The following is a 24,652-nucleotide window of genomic DNA, read 5'->3' as shown; positions in this document are numbered from 1 at the left end:
GGGTCACCGCCGGTGGGCGTCCTCGGTGTCGTCGGCGGCGCGCGGGGCGACGCGCTGGGCGCGGAGTTCCTTGATCGCGCGGCGCCGGGCCAGCCGGTGGGTCCGGCGGATCTCGGCCTCCTGTTGACTGGCCGCCCGATGGATGCAAGCCGAAGCGCTGCGCCTCGCCCGCCTGTTCGACCCCCACCCTGGCGAGCCCTACCTCGGGAGGGCTCCCGTCGTCCCCACCGGGCCCACGTGTCCCCGCCCTCACGCCTACCTGTACGCATGGCTCAGGAACCCGGCCAGTACAAGCAGGCCCTACTGACACTCGCAGCCGCCGAGCCGTACCGCATCAGCGTCACCGACTACGACGCCCGGTACAGCCTGCTCGTCGTGCCCCTGCTGATGCCTCCCCAACCCCTCCCCCTCACTCCCCCGCCCCCGCCGGGTGCCAACCCTCCCCGGCGAGGGCGGGCCGACGCCGCCGGAAACCGGCGAGGCATGCCGCCCGTTGACCGCTGCCCTCGCTCGTTACCGGTTCCCCCGGGGCGCGAGGGCGGTGCACCACCTGTCCAGAACCACCGCCCAACCTAGGGAAGTGAGTCCATGGAACAGTTCGAGCGCGCCCGGATCGACTCCTATTTCGCGCGCATCGCCGCTGAGTTCGCCCCGACCGAGCGGCCGTCATCCTTCTTGATCACGCACCTTCTACCCGAACGCCCCTCGTTCCTGGGGGCCGTGGGCAGGACCAGCAACCTGCGGGCCGTCCTGCCCAAGCCGAAATCCATCGACGCCGCCGCCCGCCGCGCGATCGAGAAGACGACCCCGTGCGAAACCCTGTCGCGCGAGATGTTCGAGGACCCCGACACCGCCGTCGAGTACATCGAGTCGCGGGCCGCCGGCGAGGCCGTCGTACTGCTCGACGTGGGCGGGTACTTCACCCCCTCGCTCGACGCCATCTGTAATCAGGTCTCCGGGCGCATCCTCGGCGTCGTCGAGGACACGGAGAACGGGCACAAGCGCTACGCCAACAGTGACAAGCTGCCCTGCCCGGTCGTCTCCGTCGCGCGCTCCCCACTCAAAGACCCCGAGGACTTCCTCGTGGGGCAGTCGGTCGTGTTTTCCACCGAGGCTCTCCTGCGCAGCCGCGGAGACATCCTGCACGGCCGGCCCGCACTCGTCATCGGGTTCGGCAAGCTCGGGTCCAGTATCGCCCGCTTGCTGCACGCAAAAGGCGTCCAGGTCACCGTGCACGATGTCGACCCCGTACGGCGCACACAAGCACTCTCTCAGGGCTTCACGGTGGCCCGCGACCGCGACGTCGCCCTGCACGGCGCCGGCCTGGTGCTGTGCGCCACCGGAACCGTGTCTCTCCGCGGCGAGGACTTCGCCACCCTGCGGAACGGCGCCTACGTGGCCACGGTGACCAGCAGTGAGGACGAACTCGACCTCGGCAGCCTGCCCGATGTCTACCAGCGGACGCCCAACGGCGAGCACGTCACCCGCTACGCGACGACCGGCCACTACTTCTACTTGCTCAACCGCGGCAACGCCGTCAACTTCCTGCACGGCGCCAGCGTGGGCCCGTTCATCTTCCTCGTGCAGGCCGAGATACTCGCCGGAATCCGGATGCTCACCCGCGGCGACCTCGGACACGGTATGCGCGAGGTGGACGCCGCCGACCGGAAGACCATCGCGGCAACGTGGCTCAACTACTTCAACCGCTAGGAGACAGGACCCCATGCCGATCACGGCACAGCATGTGCGCGAGACCGTCGACGCCTACCTCGCCGAGAACTCCGACGAAAAGGACAGCCTGTCCGCCCTCGCGGAAACCCTCGGCCAGGTCGGCGACACGATCGCCTCGCGTAAGGAGTTCCGGGGACACGTCACCGCCGGGGCCGCCCTGCTCCGCCCCGACGGCCGCGTACTCACCATCGAGCACCGCGCCCTGCGTAAATGGTTGCTGCCCGGTGGCCACGTCGAGGACAGCGACGCAACCCTCGTCGACGCCGCCCTGCGCGAACTGGCCGAGGAAACCGGCATCAGCCCCGATCAGGTCGAGCCGGACAGCGGCCTGCCCCTCCATGTCGACGTGCACACGATCCCGGCCAACCCCGACAAGGGAGAGCCGGAACACCTTCACTTCGACTTCCGGTACCTGTTCCGCACCACGGCCGACACGGTCGAGCTGCAAGAGGAAGAGGTCACGGCCTACTCGTGGCAGTTCGCCGACATGCTGACAGCCGAGCCGCTGCGCTCCCGCGTAATGGCCTCCACTCGCATGCAATAGGCGAAACACAGAAGCGGCCCCGGCCCCCCCAGAGGGGCGCCGGGGCCGCCGCGCGTCACTTGTCCGGGCGCTGCTCGCGCAGCTCCCGAATGGCGCGGCGCCGGGCAAGCCGGTGCGTACGCCTGATCTGCGCCTCTTCAAAGCGCCGCTTGTCGCGCTCCGTCTCCGGAAGCACAGGGGGGACCGCGCGCGGCTTGCCGTCGGCGTCGACCGCGGCGAACACCAGGTAAGCCGATCCGACCTGCTGCGCCGGCGTCGACTCGTTCCAACGCTCGGCCTCGACCCGTACGCCGATCTCCATGGACGTTCGGCCAGTCCAATTGCACTGTGCGTGAACATGCACAAGATCGCCCACACGGACGGGCAGGAGAAACGCCATTTCATCCATGGACGCCGTTACGGCGGGCCCGCCCGAGTGCCGACCCGCTACCGCTCCGGCCGCGTCGTCCACCAACTTCATGATCACGCCACCATGGACGGTACCGAGCAGGTTGGTGTCAGCGGCCGTCATGATGTGTGACAGCGTGGTACGGGATGCGGAGGTGGGCTTACCCGGAAGCTCCGGTTCCGCACCGTGGGCCTGATTGGTCATGCTGTCCACCTTATGCGGACGACATTCTTATCAGGTCTGCAACAGCCGTGCCCCGATCCGGCCCCCGCCCTGTAAGGGGACCCACCCGACCAGGCACACTGCCTTGCATGAGCGAATGGCCCCAGGGATCGACCGGCGACCGCAGCGGCCGGTACGGACGTGGTAGCGGCAGCCCCGAACCGGAGGGGGCCCGCGCCATGCCGCAAGTGAGGCGCTCGGCGCCCGGTGCGGGCGGTCCGCCGCCCTACAACGAACCGCCACTGCCGCCCGACCTCTCGCCCCACGGCACCATTCCGCGGCAGCAGGCGTCCCAGGGCTATGACGACTACGACGACGGCTACAACACGGGGCAGGTCTACGGCCACGGCAACGGCGGACCGGGCGGCGGCGGCCCCCACGGCCCCGGCGGTCCGGGCGGCCCCGGCCCACGTCCGGTGAGGCCGAAGAACTGGAAGCGCCGGATAACCATCGGCCTGGTCACCCTGGTCGTCCTGCTGCTCGCCGTCGGCATCGGCACCTACATCTGGGCCGACTCCAAGCTCCGCAACGAGGTCGACCTCAGCAAGGTCGAGGACCGGCCGGGCGGCGGCAAGGGCACCAACTACCTGATCGTGGGTTCGGACAGCCGCGAGGGCATGTCCGACGCGGACAAGAAGAAGCTGCACACCGGCTCGGCCGACGGCCGCCGCACCGACTCCATGATCCTTCTCCATGTCGGTGAGAACGGGAACACCATGGTCAGCCTCCCGCGTGACTCCTGGGTCACCATCCCGGCCTTCACCGGCTCGGAGAGCGGCCGGCGGATCCCGCAGAGCCAGAACAAGCTGAACGCGTCGTACTCCTCCGAGGGCCCCTCGCTGCTCGTCCGCACGATCGAGTACAACACCGGCCTGAAGATCGACCACTACGCGGAGATCGGCTTCGACGGCTTCGCCAATCTCGTGGACGGGGTCGGCGGCGTCGACATCGACGTCCCGCAGGACATGAAGGACAAGAAGTCCGGCAATGACCTGAAGAAGGGCAAGCAGACGCTGAACGGCCAGCAGGCGCTCGCCTTCGTCCGGCAGCGCTACGGCCTCGCGGGCGGCGACCTGGACCGCACCAAGAACCAGCAGAAGTTCCTCTCCGCGCTGGCCAACAAGGCGGCCTCGCCGAGCACGATCATGAACCCGTTCAAGCTCTACCCGACGATGGGCGCCGGCCTGGACAACCTGGTCGTCGACAAGGACATGAGCCTGTGGGACGTGAAGGACATGTTCTTCGCGATGAAGAGCGTCTCCGGCGGTGACGGCAAGCAGATGAACATGCCCATCTCCAACCCCGGCCTGGCCACCTCCAAGGGCAGCGCGGTGCAGTGGGACATGGGCAAGGTCAAGCAGCTCATGAGCGAGCTGAAGAACGACGACAAGGTCACGGTCTCCAGCAACTGATCCGGACCACCACCAAAGACCGCTGCCGGGCCCGTCGGGCCCGGCAGCGGTCTTTGGTCTTTCGAAGACTACGGAAGGTTCCTTGCCATCACGATGCGCTGAACCTGATTCGTGCCCTCGTAGATCTGCGTGATCTTGGCGTCGCGCATCATCCGCTCGAGCGGGTAGTCACGGGTGTAGCCGTAGCCGCCGAGAAGCTGGACGGCGTCCGTGGTGATCTCCATCGCGGCATCCGAGGCGTAGCACTTGGCCGCGGCACCGAAGAACGTCAGGTCCTCCTTGCCGCCCCCGGCGGAGACCCGCTCGGACTTGGCCGCCGCCGCGTAGGTGAGCTGCCGGGCGGCCTCCAGCTTCATGGCCATGTCGGCGAGCATGAACTGGACGCCCTGGAAGTCGCCGATCGGCTTGCCGAACTGCTTGCGCTCCTGGACGTACCCCTTGGCGTAGTCCAGGGCGCCCTGGGCGATGCCGAGGGCCTGCGCGGCGATGGTGATCCGGGTGTGGTCGAGGGTCTTCATGGCGGTGGCGAAGCCGGTGCCCTCTTCGCCGATCATGCGGTCGGCGGGGATGCGGACGTTGTCGAGATAGACCTCACGGGTCGGGGAGCCCTTGATGCCGAGCTTCTTCTCCGGGGCGCCGAAGGAGACGCCCGGGTCGCCCTTCTCGACGACGAAGGCGGAGATGCCCTTGGAGCGCTTCTCGGGGTCGGTGACGGCCATCACCGTGTAGTACTCGGAGACCCCGGCGTTGGTGATCCAGCGCTTGACGCCGTTGAGGACGTAGGAGTCGCCGTCGCGCACCGCCTTGGTCTTCATCCCCGCCGCGTCCGAGCCCGCGTCCGGCTCGGAGAGACAGTACGAGAACATCGCGTCGCCCTTGGCGAGCGGCGCCAGGTACTTCTTCTTCAGCTCCTCGGAGCCGGAGAGGATGACCGGCAGCGAGCCCAGCTTGTTGACCGCGGGGATCAGGGAGGACGAGGCGCAGACCCGGGCGACCTCCTCGATGACGATCACGGTGGCCAGCGCGTCCGCGCCGGAGCCGCCGTAGGACTCGGGGACGTGCACCGCGTGCAGATCGTTCGCGACCAGGGCGTCGAGCGCCTCCTGGGGGAAGCGGGCCCCCTCGTCGACCTCTGCCGCGAAGGGGGCTATCTTCGCCTCGGCGAGAGAGCGGACGGCGTCCCGGAGCATGTCATGCTCCTCGGACGGCCGGTACAGGTCGAAGTCGTTCACCGAGGACGCCAAGCCTCTCACTCCCCAAGAGTGCTAACTACCGTTAAGTAACTGAATTCTAGGGGCGGCGCCCCGGTAGGTATACGTGAGTTACCTGACAGAGTCGGCTGAGCCCGTCCCGTGGTCCCGACTATGCTCAGGCACCGCATCTGCGATCGACCGTTCTGGAGCACTGCATGGCCCTCAAGATCACTGTGATCGGCACCGGCTACCTCGGCGCCACCCACGCAGCGGCCATGGCGGAACTGGGCTTCGAGGTGCTCGGCCTCGACATCGTGCCCGAGAAGATCGCGATGCTCACCGAGGGCCGGGTGCCGATGTACGAGCCCGGCCTCGAGGACCTGCTGCGGCGCCATGTCGCGGGGATCGAGGGCGCCACCGGGCGGCTGCGCTTCACCACCTCCTACGAGGAGGCCGGGGAGTTCGGCGACATCCACTTCATCTGTGTGAACACCCCGCAGAAGCACGGCGAGTACGCCTGTGACATGAGTTACGTGAACGCCGCGGTGGACTCGCTCGCCCCGCATCTGCGCCGCCCCGCGCTGGTCGTGGGCAAGTCCACGGTGCCGGTCGGCAGCGCCGACCTGCTCGCGGCCCGGCTGGCCGAGCTGGCCCCGGTGGGGGCGGACGCGGAGCTGGCCTGGAACCCGGAGTTCCTGCGCGAGGGATTCGCCGTCCAGGACACCCTGCACCCGGACCGGATCGTGGTCGGCGTCGCCGGCGACCGGGCCGAGAAGCTGCTCCGCGAGGTGTACGAGACGCCCATCGCCGAGGGCTCGCCCTTCGTGGTGACCGACTTCCCGACCGCCGAGCTGGTGAAGGTCGCGGCCAACTCCTTCCTGGCGACGAAGATCTCCTTCATCAACGCCATGGCCGAGGTCTGCGAGGCGGCAGGCGGCGATGTGGTCAAGCTCGCCGAGGCCATCGGCTACGACGAGCGCATCGGAAGCAAGTTCCTGCGGGCCGGGATCGGCTTCGGCGGCGGCTGCCTGCCCAAGGACATCCGGGCCTTCATGGCGCGCGCCGGTGAGCTGGGCGCCGACCAGGCGCTGACCTTCCTCCGCGAAGTCGACTCGATCAATATGCGGCGCCGCGGCCATATGGTCGAGCTGGCCCGCGAGGCCGTCGGCGGCAGCTTCCTGGGCAAGCGGGTCGCCGTGCTGGGCGCGACCTTCAAGCCGGACTCGGACGACGTCCGGGACTCCCCCGCACTCAACGTTGCCGGTCAGATACAGCTCCAGGGCGCCCAGGTCACCGTCTTCGACCCCAAGGGCATGGAGAACGCCCGGGCCCTCTTCCCGACCCTCGCCTACGCGGCGACGGCGGCCGAGGCGGCGCAGGGCGCGCATGCGGTGCTGCATCTCACCGAGTGGCGCGAGTTCCGCGAGCTGGACCCGGCGGCCCTCGGCAGCGTCGTCGCCGAGCGCCGCATCCTGGACGGGCGCAACGCCCTGGACCCCGACCACTGGCGCGAGGCCGGCTGGACCTACCGCGCCTTGGGGCGCCCGCTGGCGTAGCCGTTCGCCCGACGCCACTGCCCCCACCGGACGGGCTCCGGTGGGGGCAGTGGCGTCGGGCCGGTTTCAGCGGCGGGGGCGGTGGCCGCGTTCCTGCCGCGGGGGCTTCTGGTCGGCGCCCGGCAGGGTCGGCTTGGGAAGGTTCTCGACGTCCTTCTTGGCCTGCTCCAGTTGCTCGGCCGTGTCGTCCGGCAGCTTCGGCGGCTTCGGCGCGGCATGCGAGAAGCCGAAGGCCGAGGTGAGGTCGCCGAAGGTGCGGCGGCGCCACTGGCTGATGTTCGGCTCCTCGACCCCGGTCAGCCGCTCCAGGAACTGGAGCACCGAGGTGTGGTCGAACGCCTGGCCCGCGGCCCAGCCGCCCACCGTCCACGGCGAGACGATCAGACAGGGCACCCGGAAGCCGCCCCCGATGGGCAGGCCGCCCACGAACTCGTCCACGGTCCCCTGCTTGGGGGTGGGCGGCGGGACATGGTCGAACAGGCCGTCGTTCTCGTCGTAGTTGAGGATGAAGACGGTCTTGCGCCAGACCTCCGGGTTGGCCGCGATGGCCTCGATCTTCGAGGCCACGTAGTCGGCGCCGGCGGCGGGCAGATAGTCCGGGTGCTCGGACTGGGTGCTGGTGGGGATGATCCAGGAGACGGTCGGCAGCCGGCCGTTGCGGGCGTCCTCCTCGAACGTCCCGGCGGGGCTGACCACCATGCCGCGGTCGTGCAGCGGATCGCCCGGCTCGGCGTCCCGGAACTGCTGGAACTGCTCCAGCAGATTGCAGCCGTAGTCGTCCTCCTCCTGGTACACCTTCCAGCTCACGCCCGCCTGCTGGAGGCGTTCGGCGTATGTCGTCCAGCGGTACGGCTGCGGGGCGGTGTTGTCCAGGACCGGACCGCCCTTGCGGCCCGCCGGGTCGATGGTGCCCGTCATCCAGTACAGCCGGTTGGGCCAGGTGGGGCCGAAGACCGAGCAGAAGTAGTTGTCGCAGATCGTGAACGCCTCGGCGAGCGCGAACTGGAACGGGATGTCCTCACGGGTGTGATAGCCCATGACGTACGGACCGTTCTTGCCGTCGGCCTTACGGTGCGCGGGCAGCCACTTGTCCATGGCGCCCTTGTTCCACGCCTCGTGCTGCACCGACCAGGCGTGGCTGGTGGAGGGGATCGCCTGGGCGCTGGTGGAGTGGGTGTCCAGATGGAACGGGAGCAGATAGCCGTCCAGGTTCTCCTCGTCCGGCTGGTAGAAGACGGACTTGCCGGTGGAGAGGGTCAGAGCGTCCGGGTCGGCGAAACCGCGGACCCCCTTGAGGGTGCCGAAGTAGTGGTCGAACGAGCGGTTCTCCTGCATCAGCAGGACGACGTGCTCGATGTCGTGGAGGGAGCCGCCCTTGGCCGGTCCGGCGGCTATCGCCTGCTGCACACTCGGCGGCAACAGCGACGCCGCCGCGCCCACACCGAGCGAGCCGGCGGCGGCACCGAGAAGTCTACGGCGGGTGAAGTCGGGCATAACGCCTCTTTCCCGTTGAGCGCGTGAGAGATCGTCAGACCACTTCGACTCTCTCGCCCGGAAGGCAACGGGGAAGAGGAGAATTACGTGAACGATGCATCAAGGCATCGCAAAGGCACCAAGAGCCGCTAAAGCGGCTGTTGGTGCGTCAGGTCGGTCAGTGTGTTCGGCCGGTGGTGCGTCAGGCGGTGGCCGCGCCGTCCAGTTGGTCGATGGTCGCGAGGGACGGGCCGCGGGTGCTCTGCGCGGCGCGCGCCACGTCCTCGGCGCCACGCAGCGTACGGACCGCGTTCTGCCAGGTCAGCTTGGCGAGGTCAGCCGGTGACCAGCGGCGGCCGAGAAGCTCGGCGATCAGGTTCGGATAGCCCGCGACATCGGTGAGGCCCTCGGGGGTGAAGGCGGTACCGTCGAAGTCGCCGCCGATGCCGATGTGGTCGATGCCCGCCACCTCGCGCATATGGTCGAGGTGGTCGGCGACGGTCGACACCGTCGCCAGGGGACGCGGGTTGGCCTCCTCGAAGGCACGCTGGACCTTTATCCCGGCGGACGTCATCTCCAGCGGATGCATTCCGTGGGCGCGCATGTTCTCGTCCGCCGCCTTGGTCCAGGCGACCGCCTCGGGCAGGACGAACTTGGGGACGAAGGTGGCCATCGCCACGCCCCCGTTGGCGGGCAGCAGCCCCAGCACATCGTCGGGGATATTGCGCGGATGGTCGCAGACGGCGCGTGCGGAGGAGTGCGAGAAGACCACGGGCGCCTCGGTCACCCGGAGCGCGTCGCGCATGGTGTCGGCCGAGACATGGGAGAGGTCCACGAGCATGCCCAGGCGGTTCATCTCGCGCACCACCTCCTCGCCGAAGCGGGTCAGGCCATGCGCCTTCGGCTCGTCGGTCGCCGAGTCGGCCCACGGGACGTTGTCGTTGTGGGTGAGCGTCATGTACCGCACGCCGAGGTCGTACAGGGTGCGCAGAGTGGCCAGCGAGCAGTTGATGCTGTGGCCGCCCTCGGCGCCCATGAGGGAGGCGATGCGGCCCTCGGTCCGCGCCGCCTCCATGTCGTCGGCGGTGAGGGCGGGGCGCAGGTCGGTCGCGTAGCGCTCGTTGAAGCGGCGGACGACGTCGATCTGTTCGAGGGTGGCGCTGACTGCGGTGTCACCGCTGAAGTCCGAGCGCACGTACACCGACCAGAACTGGGCGCCTACGCCGCCCGCTCGGAGGCGCGGGATGTCGGTGTGGGTGTGCTGGGTGAGGTCGGCGGCCATGTCGCGCTGGTCCAGGTCGTAGCGGACCTGCTCGCGCAGGGCCCAGGGGAAGTCGTTGTGGCCGTCTACGACGGGGTGGGCGGCCAGCAGGTCGTGGGCCTGCGCGAGGTGATCGGTCATCCTGGCATTTTCGTCCGTGGCTCGGCCGAAGTCACGTGTTGGGGGGCGGCGCGTGTGCGGTGGGGGCGCCTGCGGCGGGCCATGCCCCACCCCGCCCCTTCCCGAAACTGGGGGCTCCGCCCCCAGCCCCCCGTTTTCGGGGCTCCGCCCCGGACCCCGCTCCTCAAACGCCGGAGGGGCTGGAATGGGCTCAGTGACCGAAGCCGAACGAACCCGCCCCGTCCACCTTCGCCCGCAGGCGCTTCCCCTTTTCCGTTGCCTGGGCGTTGAGTTCGTCCTGGAACTCGCACATGCGTGCCTGGAGTCCGGAGTCGTGTGCGGCCAGGATTCGAGCGGCCAGCAGGCCCGCGTTGCGGGCGCCGCCGATGGAGACGGTGGCGACCGGGACGCCCGCGGGCATCTGGACGATCGACAGCAGGGAGTCCATGCCGTCGAGGTACTTCAGCGGTACGGGCACCCCGATCACCGGCAGCGGGGTGACGGACGCGAGCATGCCCGGGAGGTGGGCGGCGCCGCCCGCGCCCGCGATGATGGCCTTGAGGCCGCGGGATGCCGCGTTCTCCCCGTAGGCGACCATCTCGCGCGGCATGCGGTGGGCCGAGACGACATCCACCTCGTACGGGACCTCGAACTCGTCGAGGGCCTTGGCCGCTTCTTCCATGACGGGCCAGTCGGAGTCGGAGCCCATGACGATGCCGATCACAGGAGCGCTCATTCGGTGATGGTCCCTCGGAGGTAGTCGGCGGCGTGCCGGCCGCGCTCGCGCACATCGGCCAGGTCGTCGCCATAGGTGTTGACGTGGCCGACCTTGCGGCCGGGCTTCACGTCCTTGCCATACATATGGATCTTGAGCGCCGGGTCGCGCGCCATGCAGTGCAGATACGCGCCGTACATATCGGGGTAGTCGCCGCCGAGCACATTGGTCATCACGGTCCATGGCGCGCGCGGCCGCGGGTCGCCGAGCGGGAGGTCGAGTACGGCCCGCACATGGTTGGCGAACTGGGAGGTGACGGCGCCGTCCTGGGTCCAGTGACCGGAGTTGTGGGGGCGCATCGCCAGCTCGTTGACCAGCAGCCGGCCGTCGCGGGTCTCGAACAGCTCGACCGCGAGATGGCCGACCACACCCAGCTCCGCCGCGATCTTCAGCGCCATCTCCTGCGCCGTACCGGAGAGCTCCTCGGAGAGGCCGGGGGCCGGGGCGATCACGGTGTCGCAGACCCCGTCCACCTGGATCGACTCCACGACGGGGTAGGCCACGGCCTGGCCGTGCGGGGACCGTACGACGTTGGCGGCCAGCTCACGGGCGAAGTCGACCATCTCCTCGGCGAGGACGGGCACCCCCGCGCGGAACGGCTCGGCCGCCTCCGCCACGCCGCGGACGACCCAGACGCCCTTGCCGTCGTAACCGCCGCGCACCGTCTTGAGGACGACCGGGAATCCGTCGCCCTCCCCCGCTTCCGCCGCGAACCGCGCGACGTCCTCGGGGTCGGCCACGATGCGGTGGCGCGGGCACGGCACACCGGCCTCGCTCAGCCGCTCGCGCATCACACCCTTGTCCTGGGCGTGCAGCAGCGCCTCGACTCCGGGGCGGATGACCACGCCATCCGCTTCCAGGGCGCGCAGATGCTCCGCCGGGACATGCTCGTGGTCGAAGGTGACCACAGCACAGCCTTGTGCGAAGGCACGAAGAACGTCCAGGTCGCGGTAGTCGCCGATGACGACATCGCTGACCACCTGGGCCGCCGAATCCTGAGGGGTGTCACTGAGCAGCTTGAACCTGATGCCGAGGGGGATGCCCGCCTCATGGGTCATACGGGCGAGCTGGCCGCCACCGACCATGCCGACTACCGGGAATGTCACCCTCCCAGGGTAACTTCCTCCGCCGACCGGCCCTGACCTGCGTTGGAGGAACCTCCAGACATACCCGCCGGACACCTGGCCGCGGCCTGAAGGGCGCGGGGCGCGGCCGCTGGTTAGCATGGTGGGATGGACGACGCCGACGGGACGGGGCTGAACGATCACCATGAGTGAACGGAGCACACTCGGCGGGCTGCGCGCCCAGATGGGGCAACTGGCCCGCGAGATCGCGAAGTTCGGGGTGGTCGGCGGTGCCGGCGTCTTCGTCAATCTCGCGGTGTTCAACCTGGTCCGCAGCCTCACCGAACTGCCGGTGGTGCGGGCCAGCATCGTGGCCACGGTGGTCGCCACCGGCTTCAACTACGTGGGATACCGCTACTTCACCTACCGGGACCGCGACAAGCAGGGCCGCACCAAGGAACTCAGCCTCTTTCTGCTGTTCAGCGCCATCGGCCTGATCATCGAGAACGGGGTGCTCTACGCCGCCACCTATGGCTTCGGGTGGGACAGCTCACTTCAGAGCAATGTGTTCAAGTTCCTCGGCATCGGCCTGGGCACCCTCTTCCGCTTCTGGTCCTACCGGACCTGGGTGTTCCGGACACTGCCCGCCCGGGACGCCGTCGTGCGCGCGGAAGCCTTCCTGTCCGACGCGCCGCCCGCCCAGGCCACCCGTAAGCAGCCGGTGCGCAAGTAGGTCCGTAGCAGGTCGGCAAGGAGCGCCCGAGGGCCCTCGGGCGCCGCTCAGGCGCCCGCCGAGGCGTCGTCGGCCTCCCGGCTGAGGAAGAGCGCGAACACCGGCGGATGCTGCTGGAGCAGCTCCAGCCGCCCGCCGTCCGCCTCCGCGAGATCCCGGGCGACGGCCAGCCCGAGCCCGGTGGAGTTCCGTCCGCTGACCGTCCGCTCGAAGACCCGCGCCCCCAGGTCCGGGGAGACCCCCGGCCCCTCGTCGGAGACCTCCACCACGGCCTGGTTGCCGGTGACCCGGGTACGCAGCGCGACCGTGCCGTCACCGTGCATCAGCGAGTTCTCGATCAGCGTCGCCAGCACCTGGGCGACCGCGCCCGGGGTGCCCACCGCGCGCAGCCCCTTCTTGCCCGAGCGCACGATGGCGCGGCCCTCGCTGCGCGAGGCCGGGCGCCACTCCTCGATCTGCTGCTTGACGACCTCGTCCAGGTCGAAGGCGACCGCGGAGCCGCTGCGCGGATCGCGCGAATTGGTCAGCAGCCGCTGGACGACGTCGGTGAGCCGCTCCACCTGGCCCAGCGCGATCGTCGCCTCCTCCTTGACCGTCTCCGGGTCGTCGGTGAGCGTGATCTCCTCCAGCCGCATCGACAGCGCGGTCAGCGGCGTACGGAGCTGATGCGAGGCGTCGGCGGCCAGCCGCCGCTCGGCGGTGAGCATCCGGGCGATGCGCTCGGCGCTCCCGTCCAGGACGTCGGCGACCCGGTCCAGCTCCGGCACCCCATAGCGCCGGTGGCGCGGCCGGGGGTCACCGGAGCCCAGCCGCTCGGCGGTCTCCGCGAGATCGGTGAGCGGGGCGGAGAGCCGGTGCGCCTGGCGTACGGCGAGGGCGACGGCGGCGAGCACGGCGAGCAGCGCGACCGCGAGGATGATCAGCATGGTGCGGCCGACCTCGCGGCTCACCGTGGTCCGGGACGCCTCGACCCGTACGACCTCGCCCTGCTCACCCGCCTCCTCGGCGGAGATGACACTGCCCGTGGGGCGCTTGCCGATCTCCACATTGCGGTGGTCGGGCATCCTGATCACGGCGTAGCGGCCGGGCTCGATCTGCTCGCGCAGCACTTGGGGGGTGACCCCCTCGCCCCCCAGCAGCCTGCTGTCGACGATGCTGACCAGGCGCACCGCGTCGGAGCTCACGCTCTCCTGGGCGCTGTTCTCGATGGTCCGCGTCTCGACGATGACCAGCGACAGGCCGAAGACCGCGATGACGACGAGCACCACGGCCAGCGTGGAGTTGATCAAACGACGGCGCATTGCCCCACCGTGTCAGCCCCGGTCAGCTTTTCTCGAATCGGAAGCCGACACCCCGAACGGTTGCGATATAGCGGGGGTTGCCCGCATCGTCACCGAGCTTCTTGCGCAGCCAGGAGATATGCATATCGAGGGTCTTGGTGGAGGACCACCAGGTGGTGTCCCACACCTCGCGCATGAGCTGATCGCGGGTGACGACCCGCCCGGCGTCCCGCACGAGGACGCGCAGCAGATCGAACTCCTTGGCGGTGAGCTGAAGCTCCTCGTCGCCCATCCAGGCGCGGTGCGACTCGACGTCGATCCGCACCCCATGGGTGGCCGGCTGCTGTTGCTGCGTCTCGACGGCACCGCGCCGCAGCAGCGCCCGGACCCGGGCGAGCAGTTCGGCGAGCCGGAAGGGCTTGGTGACGTAGTCGTCGGCGCCGGCGTCCAGGCCGACCACCGTGTCCACCTCGTCCGCGCGGGCCGTGAGCACCAGCACCGGAAAGCCGTGGCCCTCCGTACGGAGCCGACGGCAGACCTCGAGCCCGTCCATTCCGGGCAGGCCGAGGTCGAGGACGAGCAGGTCGACGCCTCCTTGCAGACCGGCGTCGAGCGCGGTGGGTCCGTCCTCGCGCACCTCGACCTCGTACCCCTCGCGGCGCAGGGCGCGGGCGAGCGGCTCCGAGATGGATGCGTCATCCTCGGCGAGCAGTACTCGGGTCATGGGGGTGATGGTAGTCCGCTGAGGTCGGGGCACGGGGCGCGTACGGCGCGACGGACGGAGCACGGAAGGTTGCACGCCTCCACCGTGAGCTATCTCTCACCGTCTCCAAGAGTGTCAAGTACGTGTCGTATGGTGAAACAACGTCTGTAGCACTCCTCCGGGACCTTTGGTGACGACGACGCACCCAAAGGTCTCTGTCATGTCCGGAGCGGGGAAGGGGCCGGCACGACCGGCCCGGACCACGTCCGGCGCTCAGTCGCTCAGCCATCCCCCCATGGGCGCCGGCCCCTCGGCAGCGCTCTCTGAGCACGCAAGGAAACCACCATGGCGTCCAGCCTGACGAAGGGCGCCACCGCGCAGGGGACCCCTGCCGGCGGCAAAACCTTCTTCGGCCACCCCCGCGGCCTGGCCACTCTCTTCATGATCGAGATGTGGGAGCGGTTCAGCTTCTACGGCATGCGGGCCCTCCTCGTGGTCTATCTGATCTCCGGCGGCCCCGACGCCAAGTCCGGCGCGCAGGGCGGCGGACTCGGGCTGACCGAGGGCAACGCGGTCGCCATCTACTCGGTCTATCTGGCCATGGTCTATCTGCTGGCCATGCCGGGCGGCTGGTTCGGCGACCGGGTCTGGGGCCCGCGCAAGACGGTGGTCATCGCGTCCGGGATCGTCATGGCCGGGCATCTGGCGCTCTCCGTCCCCGGCCAGGCGACCTTCTTCGTCGGCCTCGCGCTGGTGGCGCTCGGCTCCGGTCTGATCAAGGCCAACATCTCGACGATGGTGGGCCAGCTCTACGACGGACCGCAGGACCCACGCCGGGACGGCGGCTTCACCCTCTTCTACATCGGCATCAACCTCGGTGCCTTCGCCGCCCCGTTGGTCATCGGCACCGTCGGCCAGTCGTACAACTGGCACCTGGGCTTCGCGCTCGCCGCGCTGGGCATGGCGCTGGGTCTGGTCCAGTTCCTGATCGGCACCCGCCATCTGAGCCCGGAGAGCAACGTCGTCCCCACCCCGCTGGCGACCGAGGAGCGCCGCTCCTGGCTGCGCAAGGCGATGATCTGGCTGATCGTCGCCGCGGTCTTCTACACCGGCGTGGTGCTCAGCGGAAGCTGGACCCTCAACTGGGTGCTGATCCCGATCACCGTCCTGGGCCTGATCATCCCGACCGGCGTGCTCATCCGGATCAAGCGCGACCGGGAGCTCTCGGCCGTCGAGCAGACCAAGGTGAGCGGCTACATCTGGTTCTTCGTGGCCGCCGCCGTGTTCTGGATGATCTACGACCAGGGCGGTTCGACGCTGTCCGCCTTCGCCGAGTCCAAGACCGCGGACACGATCTTCGGGCTGCACTTCCCGTCCTCGTGGTTCCAGTCGGTCAACCCGCTGATGATCATGGCGCTGGCCCCGGTCTTCGCGTGGCTGTGGCTGTGGCTGGCGCGGCGTGACCGGGAGCCGAACACCACGCTGAAGTTCGCGATGGCCCTGGTCCTGGTCGGCGCCTCGTTCTTCGTCTTCGTCGTGCCGATGGGGATGGCCCAGGACGGGACCAAGGTCAGCCCGCTGTGGCTGGTGTCGATCTACATGGTCCAGACGATGGGCGAGCTGTGCCTGTCGCCGGTCGGCCTGTCGGTGACCACCAAGATGGCGCCGGCGAAGTACGCCAGCCAGATGATGGGCGTGTGGTTCCTGGCCGTGACCGCGGGCGACTGCGTCACGGGGCTGCTCTCCATCGCCGGGGTCGACCTGAGCGGGGTCGGGGTGATCACGCTGGAGGCGGCCATGGCGGCGCTCGCGGGCTTCGCGGTCTTCATGTACCGGAAGAAGGTCGTGGCCCTGATGGCCGACGTCCACTGACGTTCGCAGCGGAGCGAAGTACGCGGGCACTCCGTAGCGATACGAGGGGCCCGGCGCGGGAAACCGCGACGGGCCCTTCGCCGTTCGGTGTGGCTATCCGGTTCAGCGGGTGGTGCCGCGCAGCTTGCGCCACGGGGTGAGGGTGAAGATGGCGCCGCCGAGCAGCACGGTGGTACCGGCGATCAGGGCGAGCGCCTTCAGCCCGCCGTGGTCGCTGGCACCGGTGTCGGCGAGCCCGCCGCTGGTGGCCGAGCCGCCGCCGCCGGCGGTGCCGCCCCCGGAGCCGCTGCCCCCGGTCGTGCCACCACCGGTCGAGTCACCGCCGGTGGTGCCGCCGGGCTGGCCGGTGGTGTCCAGTTCGAGTGAGGCGCCGGGGTCCTTGGACGGGGTGCAGGTGGTGGTCGTACCGAGCGCCTTGACCGTCAGCACCCCGGGAGTGAGCGTCGACTTGCCGCTCGCGCCCGGCTTGTAGGTGCCGGTGAGGTCGGGGATCTCGATCGGATCACCGGACTTGATGGGCCCCTTGTTGGTCGGCCCCGCCACGGCGACGGTGCCCTTGTCGGCACCGCCCACCTTGACGGCCATCGACGGCTTGACCGAATCGGCGGGGATATCGGCCGGACTGTCCATCACGGACTTGCCGAACTTCACGGTCAGCGCGAAGCTCCCGCCGCTCTTGGTGGCGTTGATCTGGACCGGGGAGGTCGCGTTCTTGTCGCCGATGGGGGTCTTGCAGGCGTAGGCGACCTCAACCTCCTTACCGGTGTACGAATCGCCTCCGCCGCCCCCGCCACCGGTGTTCCCGCTCGTGGTGCCACTGGTCGTGCCGCTCGTGGTGCCACTGGTGGTACCGCTGGTCGTACCGCTCGTGGTCCCACTCGTCGTACCGCTGGTGGTGCCACTTGTCGTGCCGCTGGTCGTCCCGCTCGTGGTGCCGCTGGTCGTGCCGCCCGGACCGCTGCCGCCGTCCGTCACCTTGATGGTCGCGGCGGCCTTGACGTCCTCCTTCGCCGAGCACTTGGTGTCCGTGGACAGCGGCTTGCTGACATTGATGTTGTAGCCGCCGGGTGTCAGCGTCACCTCGCCCGCCTTGGTGAGCTTCAGCTTCCCCTTCATGTCGGAGAGCTTCATCTCACCGCCCTTGGGGATCGCCGGGTTCTCCCGCGGCCCCTCCATGGACAGGTCACCGGTCTGTGCGCCGCCCACCGTGATGGTGCCGGTCGGCAGGATGGTGTTGGCCTCCAGGTCGAGGATCGGCGGGTTCTTGGAGGCGGCCTGCACCGTCTTCCACACCACCTCGACCTCCTCCCCGACCTTGGCCGTCGCCGGTGCCGTCACGGCCACGGTCGTGGTGCCCTCCACCGGCGGCAGACCGGAGATCGGAGGCGGTAGACACTCGGTCTTGTACGAGACCTCGGCGCCCGCCGCGCTGCCCGCGCCGAGCAGCACGCCCGCACCGCCGAGCAGCAGCGCGACGGCGGCCGCACTCACTCTTCGTCGCATCTCAGGTGGTTCCTTTCGGAGTCGATCGGATCTCCTCGGACGGTGCGGAAATCTGGTGGTGCGGCGGTGCCTCCGGCGCCGTGTCGGGGGTGAACCAGGGCAGCGCCGGATGCGCCCCGTTCGCCGCGGCCGGTCCGGACGCGCTCGATCCGGACGACGAGGATGAGGGCGGGGGCGGGGGCGCGGCCCGGGAGGTACGGGGCCGTACCTTGTCCACGATGGCCATGCCGATCCGGAAGACCGTCGCCGCGACCACCACGCACAGCAGGACCCAGAAGAGCGTGACGCCCCAGGGCCGCCCCACCGTCCACGGCTGTTCGACGAGCAGCTTGTCCCCGTAGCGCAGCGAGACCAGATAGTCGCCATGGGCCCCGGCCGACAGTTCGACGTCCAGCTTGACCTGCGTCTTCTTCCCCGGCTGAAGCGTCCCCCGCCATCGCTGCTCCTCCCAGGAGGGGGCGAAGACGCCATGTGAGGTGCCCACTTCGAAGACCGGATCGCGGGCCGGGGTCGAGCCGAGATTGCCGACGGTGACCACGAGCCGTCGACTCGGCGGTGCGCCGAACCAGGTCAGCAGCCCGCTGGAGCCGTCGAGCCGGGCCGAGAGCACGCTCAGCCGCTCGCCTCCGCTGCGTTCCTTCGGCAGCGGCGCGACCGGATGCCCGGCGACCTTGAACGTCACGTCCGCGGCGGCGGCTTCACCGGTGACGGTCGCTATATGGATGACACAGGGGCAGGGTTTGGGCGGCTCGGAGACCGGCAGCTTCTTGGTGAAGGTGCCGTCCGCGCCGACGGTGACCGCCCTGCCGTCGCCGTTGGCACAGGAGTTGGTGCCGCCGATCATGTTCTGGCCGCAGATGAGCAGGGTCAGCAGGGCACGCGGCCGCCATCGGGCGCCGGTCACGGTGACCGTGCCGCCCGTGCCCGCCTCGGCCCGGGATACCTTCGCGGTCGGGCCCTCGGCCGCCATGGCGCCGCCCGTAAGGGGCGCACCGAGGGCGAGGAGGACCAGGGCGAGCACGGTGACCACGGCGGCGGGCCGGGCCGGGGTGCCTGCGAATCGGCGTGCGTTCACGTGGTCGCTCCTGCCCCTGTGCTCTGCGGTTGCGGCTGTGGCTGCGGTCGTGGGGTGCGGGGTCGGCGCCGTCGTCTGCGCAGCAGCCAGACGCCTCCGCCGGTGCCCGCGCCCACCAGAGCCGCCGCCGCGGGGGCGAGCAGCCACCAGGGGACGGCGGTGTACCCGGCGGTCGCGGTGGCGTGTGCGCCCCCGCCCGCGGTGACCGTGAGCCGCACGTCCACCGAGTCCAGGGCGGGCGGATGCGGCCAGTTCTCGGTGAGCCGCACCCGTTTGCCCGGCGGCAGCTCGACCGGCAGGGTGCGCGGGCCCCGGCGCAGCACCTGGCCGAAGAGCCCGTCGGCGCGTACGGCCAGCCGCGGGGTGAGCACGGTGTTGCCGCGGTTGACGAGGGCGTAGCGGATGGCCGCCCGGTCGCCGCGGCCCTGGATCGTCACGTCCTCCACGGCGAGGGCGGACAGCGTCGCACCGCTGATCCGCAGCCGCAGCCGGACCGCGATCTCCCGGCCGCCGGAGGAGACCATGACCGCGCCGGGACGTTCGCCGGGCGCCGCGTCGGAGGGAACGGTGACGGTGAAGGGGATGTCGGCGCGGGTGCGGGGCGGCACCGTCACCCGCTGTCCGGCGAGCGCGATACGGACGCCGTCGGCGGCGCGCAGCCGGACGGTGCGGGGGCGCTCGCCCTTGTTGGTGACCGACAGCTTGTCCTCCAGGACGGCGCCGGGCCCGCCTTCGAGGTAGATGTACGGCCGGTCGCCCGCGCCCGGTGCGCTGCCGCCCCCGGCGGCGGGCGCCGCCGACCAGTCGGGTCCGGCGGCGGCAGCCGGGGCGGCCCAGGACACCGGGCTCGCCGGGGCCAGCAGGGCCGCGGCCAGCAGGGCCGGGGCCCAGACGCGGACGGCCGGCCGGACGACGGCATGCATGGCCGCACGGCCGGTTGTACGGCTCGCTGCACGGCTGAGCGCACGGCCCGCTGTACGGCTGACTGCGCGGCTGACGGCACGGATACGCGGCGGCATCGGCGGCTCCTCGGCTGCCGCGAGCGTCAGGGGGTCCGCTGACGGCGGGTCAGCCAGAGCGCCCCGGCCACTCCGGCGAGCAGCACCGTGCCGCCGAGGGTGCCGAGCGCGACGGCGGAGTCCGCTGGTCCGGTCTGTGGCAACTGGTCGTTGCCGGAGCCGCCCTGCGCACCGCCGGATCCGCCCGTGCCGCCCGTACTCGTACCGCCCGTACTGCCCGTACCGCCGGTGGAGCCGGAGTCCCCGCCGCCGCCCGCGCCCTTGACGTCCAGCGTCAGCGAGGGCTTGGGGTTGTTGCCGGGGGTGCAGGTGGTGGTCGTTCCCAGCGCCTTGATGGTGAGCGTGGAGGCGGTGAAGGTGACCTTTCCGCTCTTCTTGGGGGTGTAGGTGCCCGACAGATCACTGATCTTGATCGGGGTGTTGGCCGGGATGGCCTTGTCGTTGGCGGGCCCCGAGACCGACAGCGTGCCGCTCTCCGCTCCGCCCAGCTTGATGAGCGCGCTGGGGTGCATGGCGCCCTTGCCGAGCTCGACGGGGCTGGAGGAGACGCCCTTCTCGAAGGACATCGTGAGCTTGTAGGAGCCGCCGCTCGCGGTGCTCTTGATATCGATGGGCGATACGGCGCTCTTGTCGCCGATCGGTGTCTTGCACTGGTAGTCGACGTCCACGGTGTCGGCGTGCGCGGCCGGGGCGGTGAGGAGCACCACGGAGCCGGCCAGGGCCGCCGCGAGCGTGAGGGCGCCGCCACGGCCGGCCGGGCGCCGTTGGATGTGGGACACCACGAGATCCCCTCTCGTCAAGCGCCGCAGCCGAATGTAACTGACGGCACATCAGATTGGGCGCTGACGGTACGCCGGGGACCTTGCCAAGGGAAGACAAAAAGCACGCCGGATCGGCGCGAAGCGGAGAAGAGGGGTGAAGTGGCCGCTTACGGCGGCGGGATCAGACGGGCCCGGGCCGGAAATGCGGCACGGATCAGGCCGGCTCGGGGCCGGAAACGCCGGAGGAGACCCCGGCCGTGGCGGGCACGGCCGGGTCGACCACGGCCGGGTCGGCGCGGCGGATCGGCCGGGCCTGCGGGTGGACGGTGGTGTCGCGGTGGGGCCTGGGCCGCGCTCTTCAGCCCGGCGCGGCGAGTTCGGCCCAGACCGTCTTGCCGGATCCCTCCACGTTCCGCACGACCCCCCAGTCGAGGCACAGCCGCTGGACGATGAACATGCCGTGGCCGCCGGGCCGGCCGGCCCGGTGCGGGGTGCGCGGCGCGGGCGTACCGGTGCCGAGGTCCACGACCTCGAGGCGGAGCACCTTGGCGTTGCAGCTCACGCGCAGCTCTTCGGGGCCCTCGGCGTGCAGACAGGCGTTGGTGACCAGTTCGGAGACGACGAGCAGGACGTCCTCGGCGGCGGCCCGGTGGTCGGCGGTCGCCGCCGGAAGCCACCCCCAGTCGCGCAGCGCCTCGCGTGTGAAGTCGCGGGCGCGCGGAACGGCCCCGCTGGCCCCGATCAGAGCGAGCCTGCGGGTCTGGCGGAGGGGACCGGCGGTCGGGGGTGCCGGGGGTGCCGGTGGGGAGGCCGAAGCCGCGGGGCCGTCCGGGTCCGGGCCGCGGTCGCCCGGCGGGTACGGCCGGGTGGTGCTCATCAGCGCTTCACCTCACCGATTCACCGATTCAGGGTCAAGGGATACCTGATCTCTTCAACAGTTTCAGCCTGTCTCCTGCCCGGCCAAAGCGTGAGAACACCCACTACTTCCGCCCCACTGATGTGACGCGGGCAACGCATCGATGACCCATCGATAACACGCCGGGAACAGGAGTGACCTATGTCACTCGACAAGGGCCGCGTCGAGCGACTCATGCACCGTAAAGACAGCATCCGCGCCCGTGATCTCGAACACTCGGGCAACGATCGGCAGCATCCCGGCCAGATGGACGCCGCCGCCTTCGGCCTCGGCCTTGAGCCGTGCGCCGAGGAGGACATTGAGCCCGGTGGAGTCGCAGAACTCCAGCTTCGAGCAGTCCACCACCAGCCGGACACGTCCCCCCTCTACGCACTTCTCGAGCGGCTCGCGGAGCACTTCGGCGGTGTGGTGATCCAGCTCACCCGCCGGTGTCACGATCGCGCTCGCCCCGTGGTGCCGAACCTCGACCTGGAGCCGGCCTTTGCTGGCGCTGCCGACCATCCCGCGGTCCATCTGCGCACCTCTTCTGGCGTCTCGTTGCTTTCGATTGCGCGCATCGAACCCTACGCCTTCTACCCGGTCCTCTGGTAGCTGAACATTTCGCATAGTTCGGCAAATATGGACAACGTGGACTTGCCACTTGGTGGCTGATGCAGGTAGGCGTAGAGGGTCACATCCGCTTACGGCCCGGCTTTGGAGGCGCCGCTCACCGGAGCAGCACGTTATGGCACCGGCAGCCATATGCCGAGAACGATGGAGGAGACTATGTCACCCCGCCTCGACGACACGCGTACCGAACCCTCGGGGAGTACCCGGACCACCGTTTCGTCGGCCCCCCTGCCCGAGCAGTTCACCCCGGACGCGGACGCCCAGGCGACCGTTGGCCACCTCTTCGACGAACTGCCGGAATTGTCCGATCTGCCGGAAATACCTCCTTATGACACGGTAGCACCGGTGGACGCGAGGGCTCTGTCGAAGACCCTTTTCGAGCGTCTCGAGGTGCTGGAGGAAGGCACCCACGAATACGCCTATGTGCGTAACACCCTGGTCGAGCTCAACTTGGCGCTGGTCAAGTTCGCCGCCTCCCGGTTCCGCTCCCGCAGCGAGCCGATGGAGGACATCGTCCAGGTCGGCACCATCGGCCTGATCAAGGCCATCGACCGCTTCGAGACCGGCCGGGGCGTCGAGTTCCCGACCTTCGCGATGCCGACGATCGTCGGCGAGATCAAGCGCTTCTTCCGCGACACGAGCTGGTCGGTGCGCGTACCGCGGCGGCTACAGGAGCTCCGTCTCGACCTGGCCAAGGCCGGCGACGAACTGGCCCAGCGGCTGGACCGCGCCCCCACCGTCGGCGAGCTGGCCCAGCGGCTGGACATCAGCCAGGCCGAGGTCGTCGAGGGCATGGCCGCGAGCAACGCGTACACCGCGAGCTCGCTGGACGCCCAGCCGGAGGAGGACGACTCCGAGGGAGCGCTGGCGGACCGGATCGGCTACGAGGACCACGGACTCGAAGGCATCGAGTACGTCGAGTCCCTGAAGCCGCTGATCGCCGATCTGCCCGCACGCGACCGGAAGATCCTCTCCCTGCGCTTCGTGGCGAATATGACGCAGTCGGAGATCGGTGAGGAGCTGGGCATCTCCCAGATGCATGTCTCGCGGCTGCTGTCGCGCACCCTCCGTCGGCTCCGTAAGGGTCTGATGATCGAGGAGTGACGCCTCCGCAGACGGATAAGGGCCCGCCCCCGGCCGACCGGGACGGGCCCTTATCCGTGCGCCTATCCGTGCGCGCTGCCGTTCCGTCAGGTCAGGCCGGATCAGGTCAGATCAGGGTGCCGTTGTGCCATACCGCCGAGATCAGCGGGACGCCGGGGCGGTAGGCGAGGTGCACATGGGACGGGGCGTCCAGCAGCGCCAGATCGGCGCGGGCGCCCGGGCTCACCCGGCCCACGTCGGTACGGCGCAGGGCACGCGCCCCACCGGCCGTGGCGGCCCACACCGCCTCGTCGGGGGTCATCCCCATCTCCCGTACGGCCAGGGCGACACAGAACGGCATGGAGCTGGTGAAGGACGAGCCCGGGTTGCAGTCCGGGGACAGCGCGACCGTGGCGCCCGCGTCGAGCAGCCGGCGCGCGTCCGGATAGGTCGAGCGGGTGGAGAACTCCGCCCCGGGGAGCAGGGTGGCGACCGTCTCCCCCTGGGCCAGCGCGTCGACGTCCCCGTCGGTCAGATGGGTGCAGTGGTCGGCCGAGGCGGCGCCCAGCTCCACCGCGAGCTGCACTCCGGGGCCGTAGGAGAGCTGGTTGGCGTGGACCCGCGGGATCAGCCCGCGCTCCTTGCCCGCCGTCAGGATGGTGCGGGCCTGGTCGCCGTCGAAGGCGCCCTGCTCGCAGAAGACATCGATCCAGCGGGCGTACGGGGCGCAGGCGTCCAGCATCGGGCCGGTGACCAGATCCACGTACGCGGCCGGGTCGTCGGCGAACTCGGGGGCCACGATATGCGCCCCGAGGAAGGTCACCTCGTCGGTGTGGGCACCGGCGATGGTCAGCGCGCGGGCCTCGTCCTGCGAGGTCAGCCCGTAGCCGGACTTGATCTCGACGGTCGTGGTGCCCTGGCGGCGCGCCTCGGCCACATAGCGGCCGACGTTGGCGTGCAGCACGTTGTTCGACGCGGCGCGGGTGGCGGCGACGGTGGTGCGGATGCCGCCCGCGCTGTAGGGGCGGCCGGACATCCGGGCGTTGAACTCCTCGGTCCGGTCGCCCGCGAAGACCAGATGGGAGTGGGAGTCCACAAAGCCCGGAATGGCCGCCCGGCCACCGGCGTCGACCCGGTTGTCGGTGGCGGGTGCTTTGCTGGACTCACCGACCCAGGCGATGCGGTCGCCGTCGATGACGACGGCCGCGTCCCGGATCAGACCGAGGGGGCCTTCACCGAGGGAGGGGTCATTGGTGACCAGACCGGCGATGTCGGTGATGGCGGTCGTGGTCGGCGCGGTCGTCGCGGTCGTCGCGGTGGTCATCGTGGGGGTGTTCTCCTTCGTCGGCCGTTGCGGTG

Annotated in this window: 22 protein-coding genes and 1 pseudogene; 7 read left to right on the top strand and 16 right to left on the bottom strand. The window is 69.9% G+C overall.

Annotation, left to right across the window (positions count from 1 at the left end):
- Positions 1–3: 3 nt before the first annotated feature.
- A pseudogene (locus ACK1X7_RS30075) lies at positions 4–123 on the bottom strand (acyl-CoA thioesterase); the annotation flags it as partial.
- Between the two features lie 465 nt (positions 124–588).
- On the opposite strand from ACK1X7_RS30075, the gene ACK1X7_RS30070 reads away from it, so the two are divergent.
- Together ACK1X7_RS30070 and ACK1X7_RS30065 are read left to right on the top strand one after the other, a co-directional pair.
- Positions 589–1,710, top strand: a complete 1,122-nt coding sequence (locus ACK1X7_RS30070; protein ID WP_413115871.1) for an NAD(P)-binding domain-containing protein — start codon at positions 589–591, stop codon at positions 1,708–1,710.
- A 13-nt stretch (positions 1,711–1,723) separates the two neighbouring features.
- On the top strand, positions 1,724–2,275 hold the full coding sequence (locus tag ACK1X7_RS30065; protein ID WP_413115870.1) for an NUDIX hydrolase: 552 nt from the start codon (positions 1,724–1,726) through the stop codon (positions 2,273–2,275).
- A gap of 55 nt (positions 2,276–2,330) precedes the next feature.
- Here the strand turns inward: ACK1X7_RS30065 and ACK1X7_RS30060 are convergent, their stop codons facing one another.
- The gene (locus ACK1X7_RS30060; protein WP_385144192.1) at positions 2,331–2,867 is read right to left on the bottom strand and encodes an acyl-CoA thioesterase; all 537 of its coding nucleotides are present in this window, start codon (positions 2,865–2,867) and stop codon (positions 2,331–2,333) included.
- A gap of 107 nt (positions 2,868–2,974) precedes the next feature.
- On the opposite strand from ACK1X7_RS30060, the gene ACK1X7_RS30055 reads away from it, so the two are divergent.
- Positions 2,975–4,297 (top strand): LCP family protein, encoded by a 1,323-nt coding sequence (locus tag ACK1X7_RS30055; protein ID WP_413115869.1) that lies wholly within the window; start codon positions 2,975–2,977, stop codon positions 4,295–4,297.
- 68 nt (positions 4,298–4,365) lie between these two features.
- Here ACK1X7_RS30055 and ACK1X7_RS30050 read toward each other — a convergent pair whose 3' ends face one another.
- Entirely contained in the window at positions 4,366–5,541 is a 1,176-nt protein-coding gene (locus ACK1X7_RS30050) for an acyl-CoA dehydrogenase (protein WP_398161191.1), read from the bottom strand.
- Between the two features lie 164 nt (positions 5,542–5,705).
- On the opposite strand from ACK1X7_RS30050, the gene ACK1X7_RS30045 reads away from it, so the two are divergent.
- Entirely contained in the window at positions 5,706–7,046 is a 1,341-nt protein-coding gene (locus tag ACK1X7_RS30045; protein ID WP_216344514.1) for a UDP-glucose dehydrogenase family protein, read from the top strand.
- Positions 7,047–7,112: 66 nt separating this feature from the next.
- Here ACK1X7_RS30045 and ACK1X7_RS30040 read toward each other — a convergent pair whose 3' ends face one another.
- From ACK1X7_RS30040 to ACK1X7_RS30025, 4 genes are all read right to left on the bottom strand, one after another.
- Positions 7,113–8,540: an alkaline phosphatase family protein gene (locus ACK1X7_RS30040; RefSeq protein ID WP_413115868.1), complete on the bottom strand. Its 1,428-nt coding sequence runs from the start codon at positions 8,538–8,540 to the stop codon at positions 7,113–7,115.
- Between the two features lie 181 nt (positions 8,541–8,721).
- Positions 8,722–9,921 carry a dipeptidase gene (locus tag ACK1X7_RS30035; protein WP_385143523.1) on the bottom strand — a complete coding sequence of 400 codons (1,200 nt, stop codon included), beginning with the start codon at positions 9,919–9,921 and terminating at the stop codon, positions 8,722–8,724.
- A gap of 190 nt (positions 9,922–10,111) precedes the next feature.
- Entirely contained in the window at positions 10,112–10,636 is a 525-nt protein-coding gene (purE, locus tag ACK1X7_RS30030) for a 5-(carboxyamino)imidazole ribonucleotide mutase (protein WP_385143525.1), read from the bottom strand.
- Positions 10,633–11,901 carry a 5-(carboxyamino)imidazole ribonucleotide synthase gene (locus ACK1X7_RS30025; RefSeq protein ID WP_385143527.1) on the bottom strand — a complete coding sequence of 423 codons (1,269 nt, stop codon included), beginning with the start codon at positions 11,899–11,901 and terminating at the stop codon, positions 10,633–10,635. The genes purE and ACK1X7_RS30025 overlap by 4 nt, the downstream gene beginning before the upstream one ends.
- A gap of 43 nt (positions 11,902–11,944) precedes the next feature.
- Here ACK1X7_RS30025 and ACK1X7_RS30020 point away from each other — a divergent pair, with 43 nt between their 5' ends.
- Complete coding sequence (locus tag ACK1X7_RS30020) at positions 11,945–12,472, top strand: GtrA family protein (protein WP_390795142.1); 528 nt, start codon at positions 11,945–11,947, stop codon at positions 12,470–12,472.
- 47 nt (positions 12,473–12,519) lie between these two features.
- Here the strand turns inward: ACK1X7_RS30020 and ACK1X7_RS30015 are convergent, their stop codons facing one another.
- Both ACK1X7_RS30015 and ACK1X7_RS30010 read right to left on the bottom strand, forming a co-directional pair.
- Positions 12,520–13,773 carry an ATP-binding protein gene (locus ACK1X7_RS30015; protein WP_385143531.1) on the bottom strand — a complete coding sequence of 418 codons (1,254 nt, stop codon included), beginning with the start codon at positions 13,771–13,773 and terminating at the stop codon, positions 12,520–12,522.
- Positions 13,774–13,795: 22 nt separating this feature from the next.
- Positions 13,796–14,476, bottom strand: coding sequence for a response regulator transcription factor (locus ACK1X7_RS30010; protein WP_385143533.1), 681 nt, complete (start codon positions 14,474–14,476; stop codon positions 13,796–13,798).
- 324 nt (positions 14,477–14,800) lie between these two features.
- Between ACK1X7_RS30010 and ACK1X7_RS30005 the strand changes: the two genes are divergently transcribed.
- Positions 14,801–16,327 (top strand): peptide MFS transporter, encoded by a 1,527-nt coding sequence (locus tag ACK1X7_RS30005; RefSeq protein ID WP_385143535.1) that lies wholly within the window; start codon positions 14,801–14,803, stop codon positions 16,325–16,327.
- A 102-nt stretch (positions 16,328–16,429) separates the two neighbouring features.
- Here the strand turns inward: ACK1X7_RS30005 and ACK1X7_RS30000 are convergent, their stop codons facing one another.
- From ACK1X7_RS30000 to ACK1X7_RS29975, 6 genes are all read right to left on the bottom strand, one after another.
- Positions 16,430–17,830: a hypothetical protein gene (locus ACK1X7_RS30000; RefSeq protein WP_390795143.1), complete on the bottom strand. Its 1,401-nt coding sequence runs from the start codon at positions 17,828–17,830 to the stop codon at positions 16,430–16,432.
- Position 17,831: 1 nt separating this feature from the next.
- A complete protein-coding gene (locus tag ACK1X7_RS29995) occupies positions 17,832–18,905 on the bottom strand; it encodes a hypothetical protein (RefSeq protein ID WP_385143539.1) in 1,074 nt (357 codons plus the stop codon).
- Entirely contained in the window at positions 18,902–19,828 is a 927-nt protein-coding gene (locus ACK1X7_RS29990; protein WP_413115867.1) for a hypothetical protein, read from the bottom strand. Before ACK1X7_RS29990 ends, ACK1X7_RS29995 begins: the two co-directional genes overlap by 4 nt.
- A 122-nt stretch (positions 19,829–19,950) precedes the next feature.
- Entirely contained in the window at positions 19,951–20,706 is a 756-nt protein-coding gene (locus ACK1X7_RS29985) for an LPXTG cell wall anchor domain-containing protein (protein WP_385143543.1), read from the bottom strand.
- Positions 20,707–21,043: 337 nt separating this feature from the next.
- Complete coding sequence (locus ACK1X7_RS29980; RefSeq protein WP_385143545.1) at positions 21,044–21,562, bottom strand: ATP-binding protein; 519 nt, start codon at positions 21,560–21,562, stop codon at positions 21,044–21,046.
- Positions 21,563–21,745: 183 nt separating this feature from the next.
- Positions 21,746–22,114 carry an STAS domain-containing protein gene (locus ACK1X7_RS29975; protein WP_014061225.1) on the bottom strand — a complete coding sequence of 123 codons (369 nt, stop codon included), beginning with the start codon at positions 22,112–22,114 and terminating at the stop codon, positions 21,746–21,748.
- A gap of 252 nt (positions 22,115–22,366) precedes the next feature.
- Between ACK1X7_RS29975 and ACK1X7_RS29970 the strand changes: the two genes are divergently transcribed.
- Positions 22,367–23,314 (top strand): RNA polymerase sigma factor SigF, encoded by a 948-nt coding sequence (locus ACK1X7_RS29970; RefSeq protein ID WP_385143547.1) that lies wholly within the window; start codon positions 22,367–22,369, stop codon positions 23,312–23,314.
- Positions 23,315–23,420: 106 nt separating this feature from the next.
- Here ACK1X7_RS29970 and hutI read toward each other — a convergent pair whose 3' ends face one another.
- Positions 23,421–24,617, bottom strand: a complete 1,197-nt coding sequence (gene hutI, locus ACK1X7_RS29965; protein ID WP_361497092.1) for an imidazolonepropionase — start codon at positions 24,615–24,617, stop codon at positions 23,421–23,423.
- Between the last annotated feature and the right edge of the window lie 35 nt (positions 24,618–24,652).

The sequence above is a fragment of the Streptomyces sp. CY-1 genome (assembly GCF_047218265.1).
GTDB classification, from domain to species: domain Bacteria; phylum Actinomycetota; class Actinomycetes; order Streptomycetales; family Streptomycetaceae; genus Streptomyces; species Streptomyces niphimycinicus.
Note: the sequence above shows the minus strand (reverse complement) of the source record. Positions and strands in the feature narration are given on the sequence as shown.

Coding starts and splice junctions, on each gene's coding strand:
- ACK1X7_RS29970 (WP_385143547.1), top strand. CDS start 22,367: ATGTCACCCCGCCTCGACGACACGCGTACCGAACCCTCGGGGAGTACC.
- hutI (WP_361497092.1), bottom strand. CDS start 24,617: ATGACCACCGCGACGACCGCGACGACCGCGCCGACCACGACCGCCATC.
- ACK1X7_RS30020 (WP_390795142.1), top strand. CDS start 11,945: ATGAGTGAACGGAGCACACTCGGCGGGCTGCGCGCCCAGATGGGGCAA.
- ACK1X7_RS30065 (WP_413115870.1), top strand. CDS start 1,724: ATGCCGATCACGGCACAGCATGTGCGCGAGACCGTCGACGCCTACCTC.
- ACK1X7_RS29975 (WP_014061225.1), bottom strand. CDS start 22,114: ATGGACCGCGGGATGGTCGGCAGCGCCAGCAAAGGCCGGCTCCAGGTC.
- ACK1X7_RS30015 (WP_385143531.1), bottom strand. CDS start 13,773: ATGCGCCGTCGTTTGATCAACTCCACGCTGGCCGTGGTGCTCGTCGTC.
- ACK1X7_RS30025 (WP_385143527.1), bottom strand. CDS start 11,901: ATGCTAACCAGCGGCCGCGCCCCGCGCCCTTCAGGCCGCGGCCAGGTG.
- ACK1X7_RS30070 (WP_413115871.1), top strand. CDS start 589: ATGGAACAGTTCGAGCGCGCCCGGATCGACTCCTATTTCGCGCGCATC.
- ACK1X7_RS30005 (WP_385143535.1), top strand. CDS start 14,801: ATGGCGTCCAGCCTGACGAAGGGCGCCACCGCGCAGGGGACCCCTGCC.
- ACK1X7_RS30060 (WP_385144192.1), bottom strand. CDS start 2,867: ATGACCAATCAGGCCCACGGTGCGGAACCGGAGCTTCCGGGTAAGCCC.
- ACK1X7_RS30010 (WP_385143533.1), bottom strand. CDS start 14,476: ATGACCCGAGTACTGCTCGCCGAGGATGACGCATCCATCTCGGAGCCG.
- ACK1X7_RS29990 (WP_413115867.1), bottom strand. CDS start 19,828: ATGCATGCCGTCGTCCGGCCGGCCGTCCGCGTCTGGGCCCCGGCCCTG.
- ACK1X7_RS30035 (WP_385143523.1), bottom strand. CDS start 9,921: ATGACCGATCACCTCGCGCAGGCCCACGACCTGCTGGCCGCCCACCCC.
- ACK1X7_RS29980 (WP_385143545.1), bottom strand. CDS start 21,562: ATGAGCACCACCCGGCCGTACCCGCCGGGCGACCGCGGCCCGGACCCG.
- purE (WP_385143525.1), bottom strand. CDS start 10,636: ATGAGCGCTCCTGTGATCGGCATCGTCATGGGCTCCGACTCCGACTGG.
- ACK1X7_RS30055 (WP_413115869.1), top strand. CDS start 2,975: ATGAGCGAATGGCCCCAGGGATCGACCGGCGACCGCAGCGGCCGGTAC.
- ACK1X7_RS30040 (WP_413115868.1), bottom strand. CDS start 8,540: ATGCCCGACTTCACCCGCCGTAGACTTCTCGGTGCCGCCGCCGGCTCG.
- ACK1X7_RS30000 (WP_390795143.1), bottom strand. CDS start 17,830: ATGCGACGAAGAGTGAGTGCGGCCGCCGTCGCGCTGCTGCTCGGCGGT.
- ACK1X7_RS30045 (WP_216344514.1), top strand. CDS start 5,706: ATGGCCCTCAAGATCACTGTGATCGGCACCGGCTACCTCGGCGCCACC.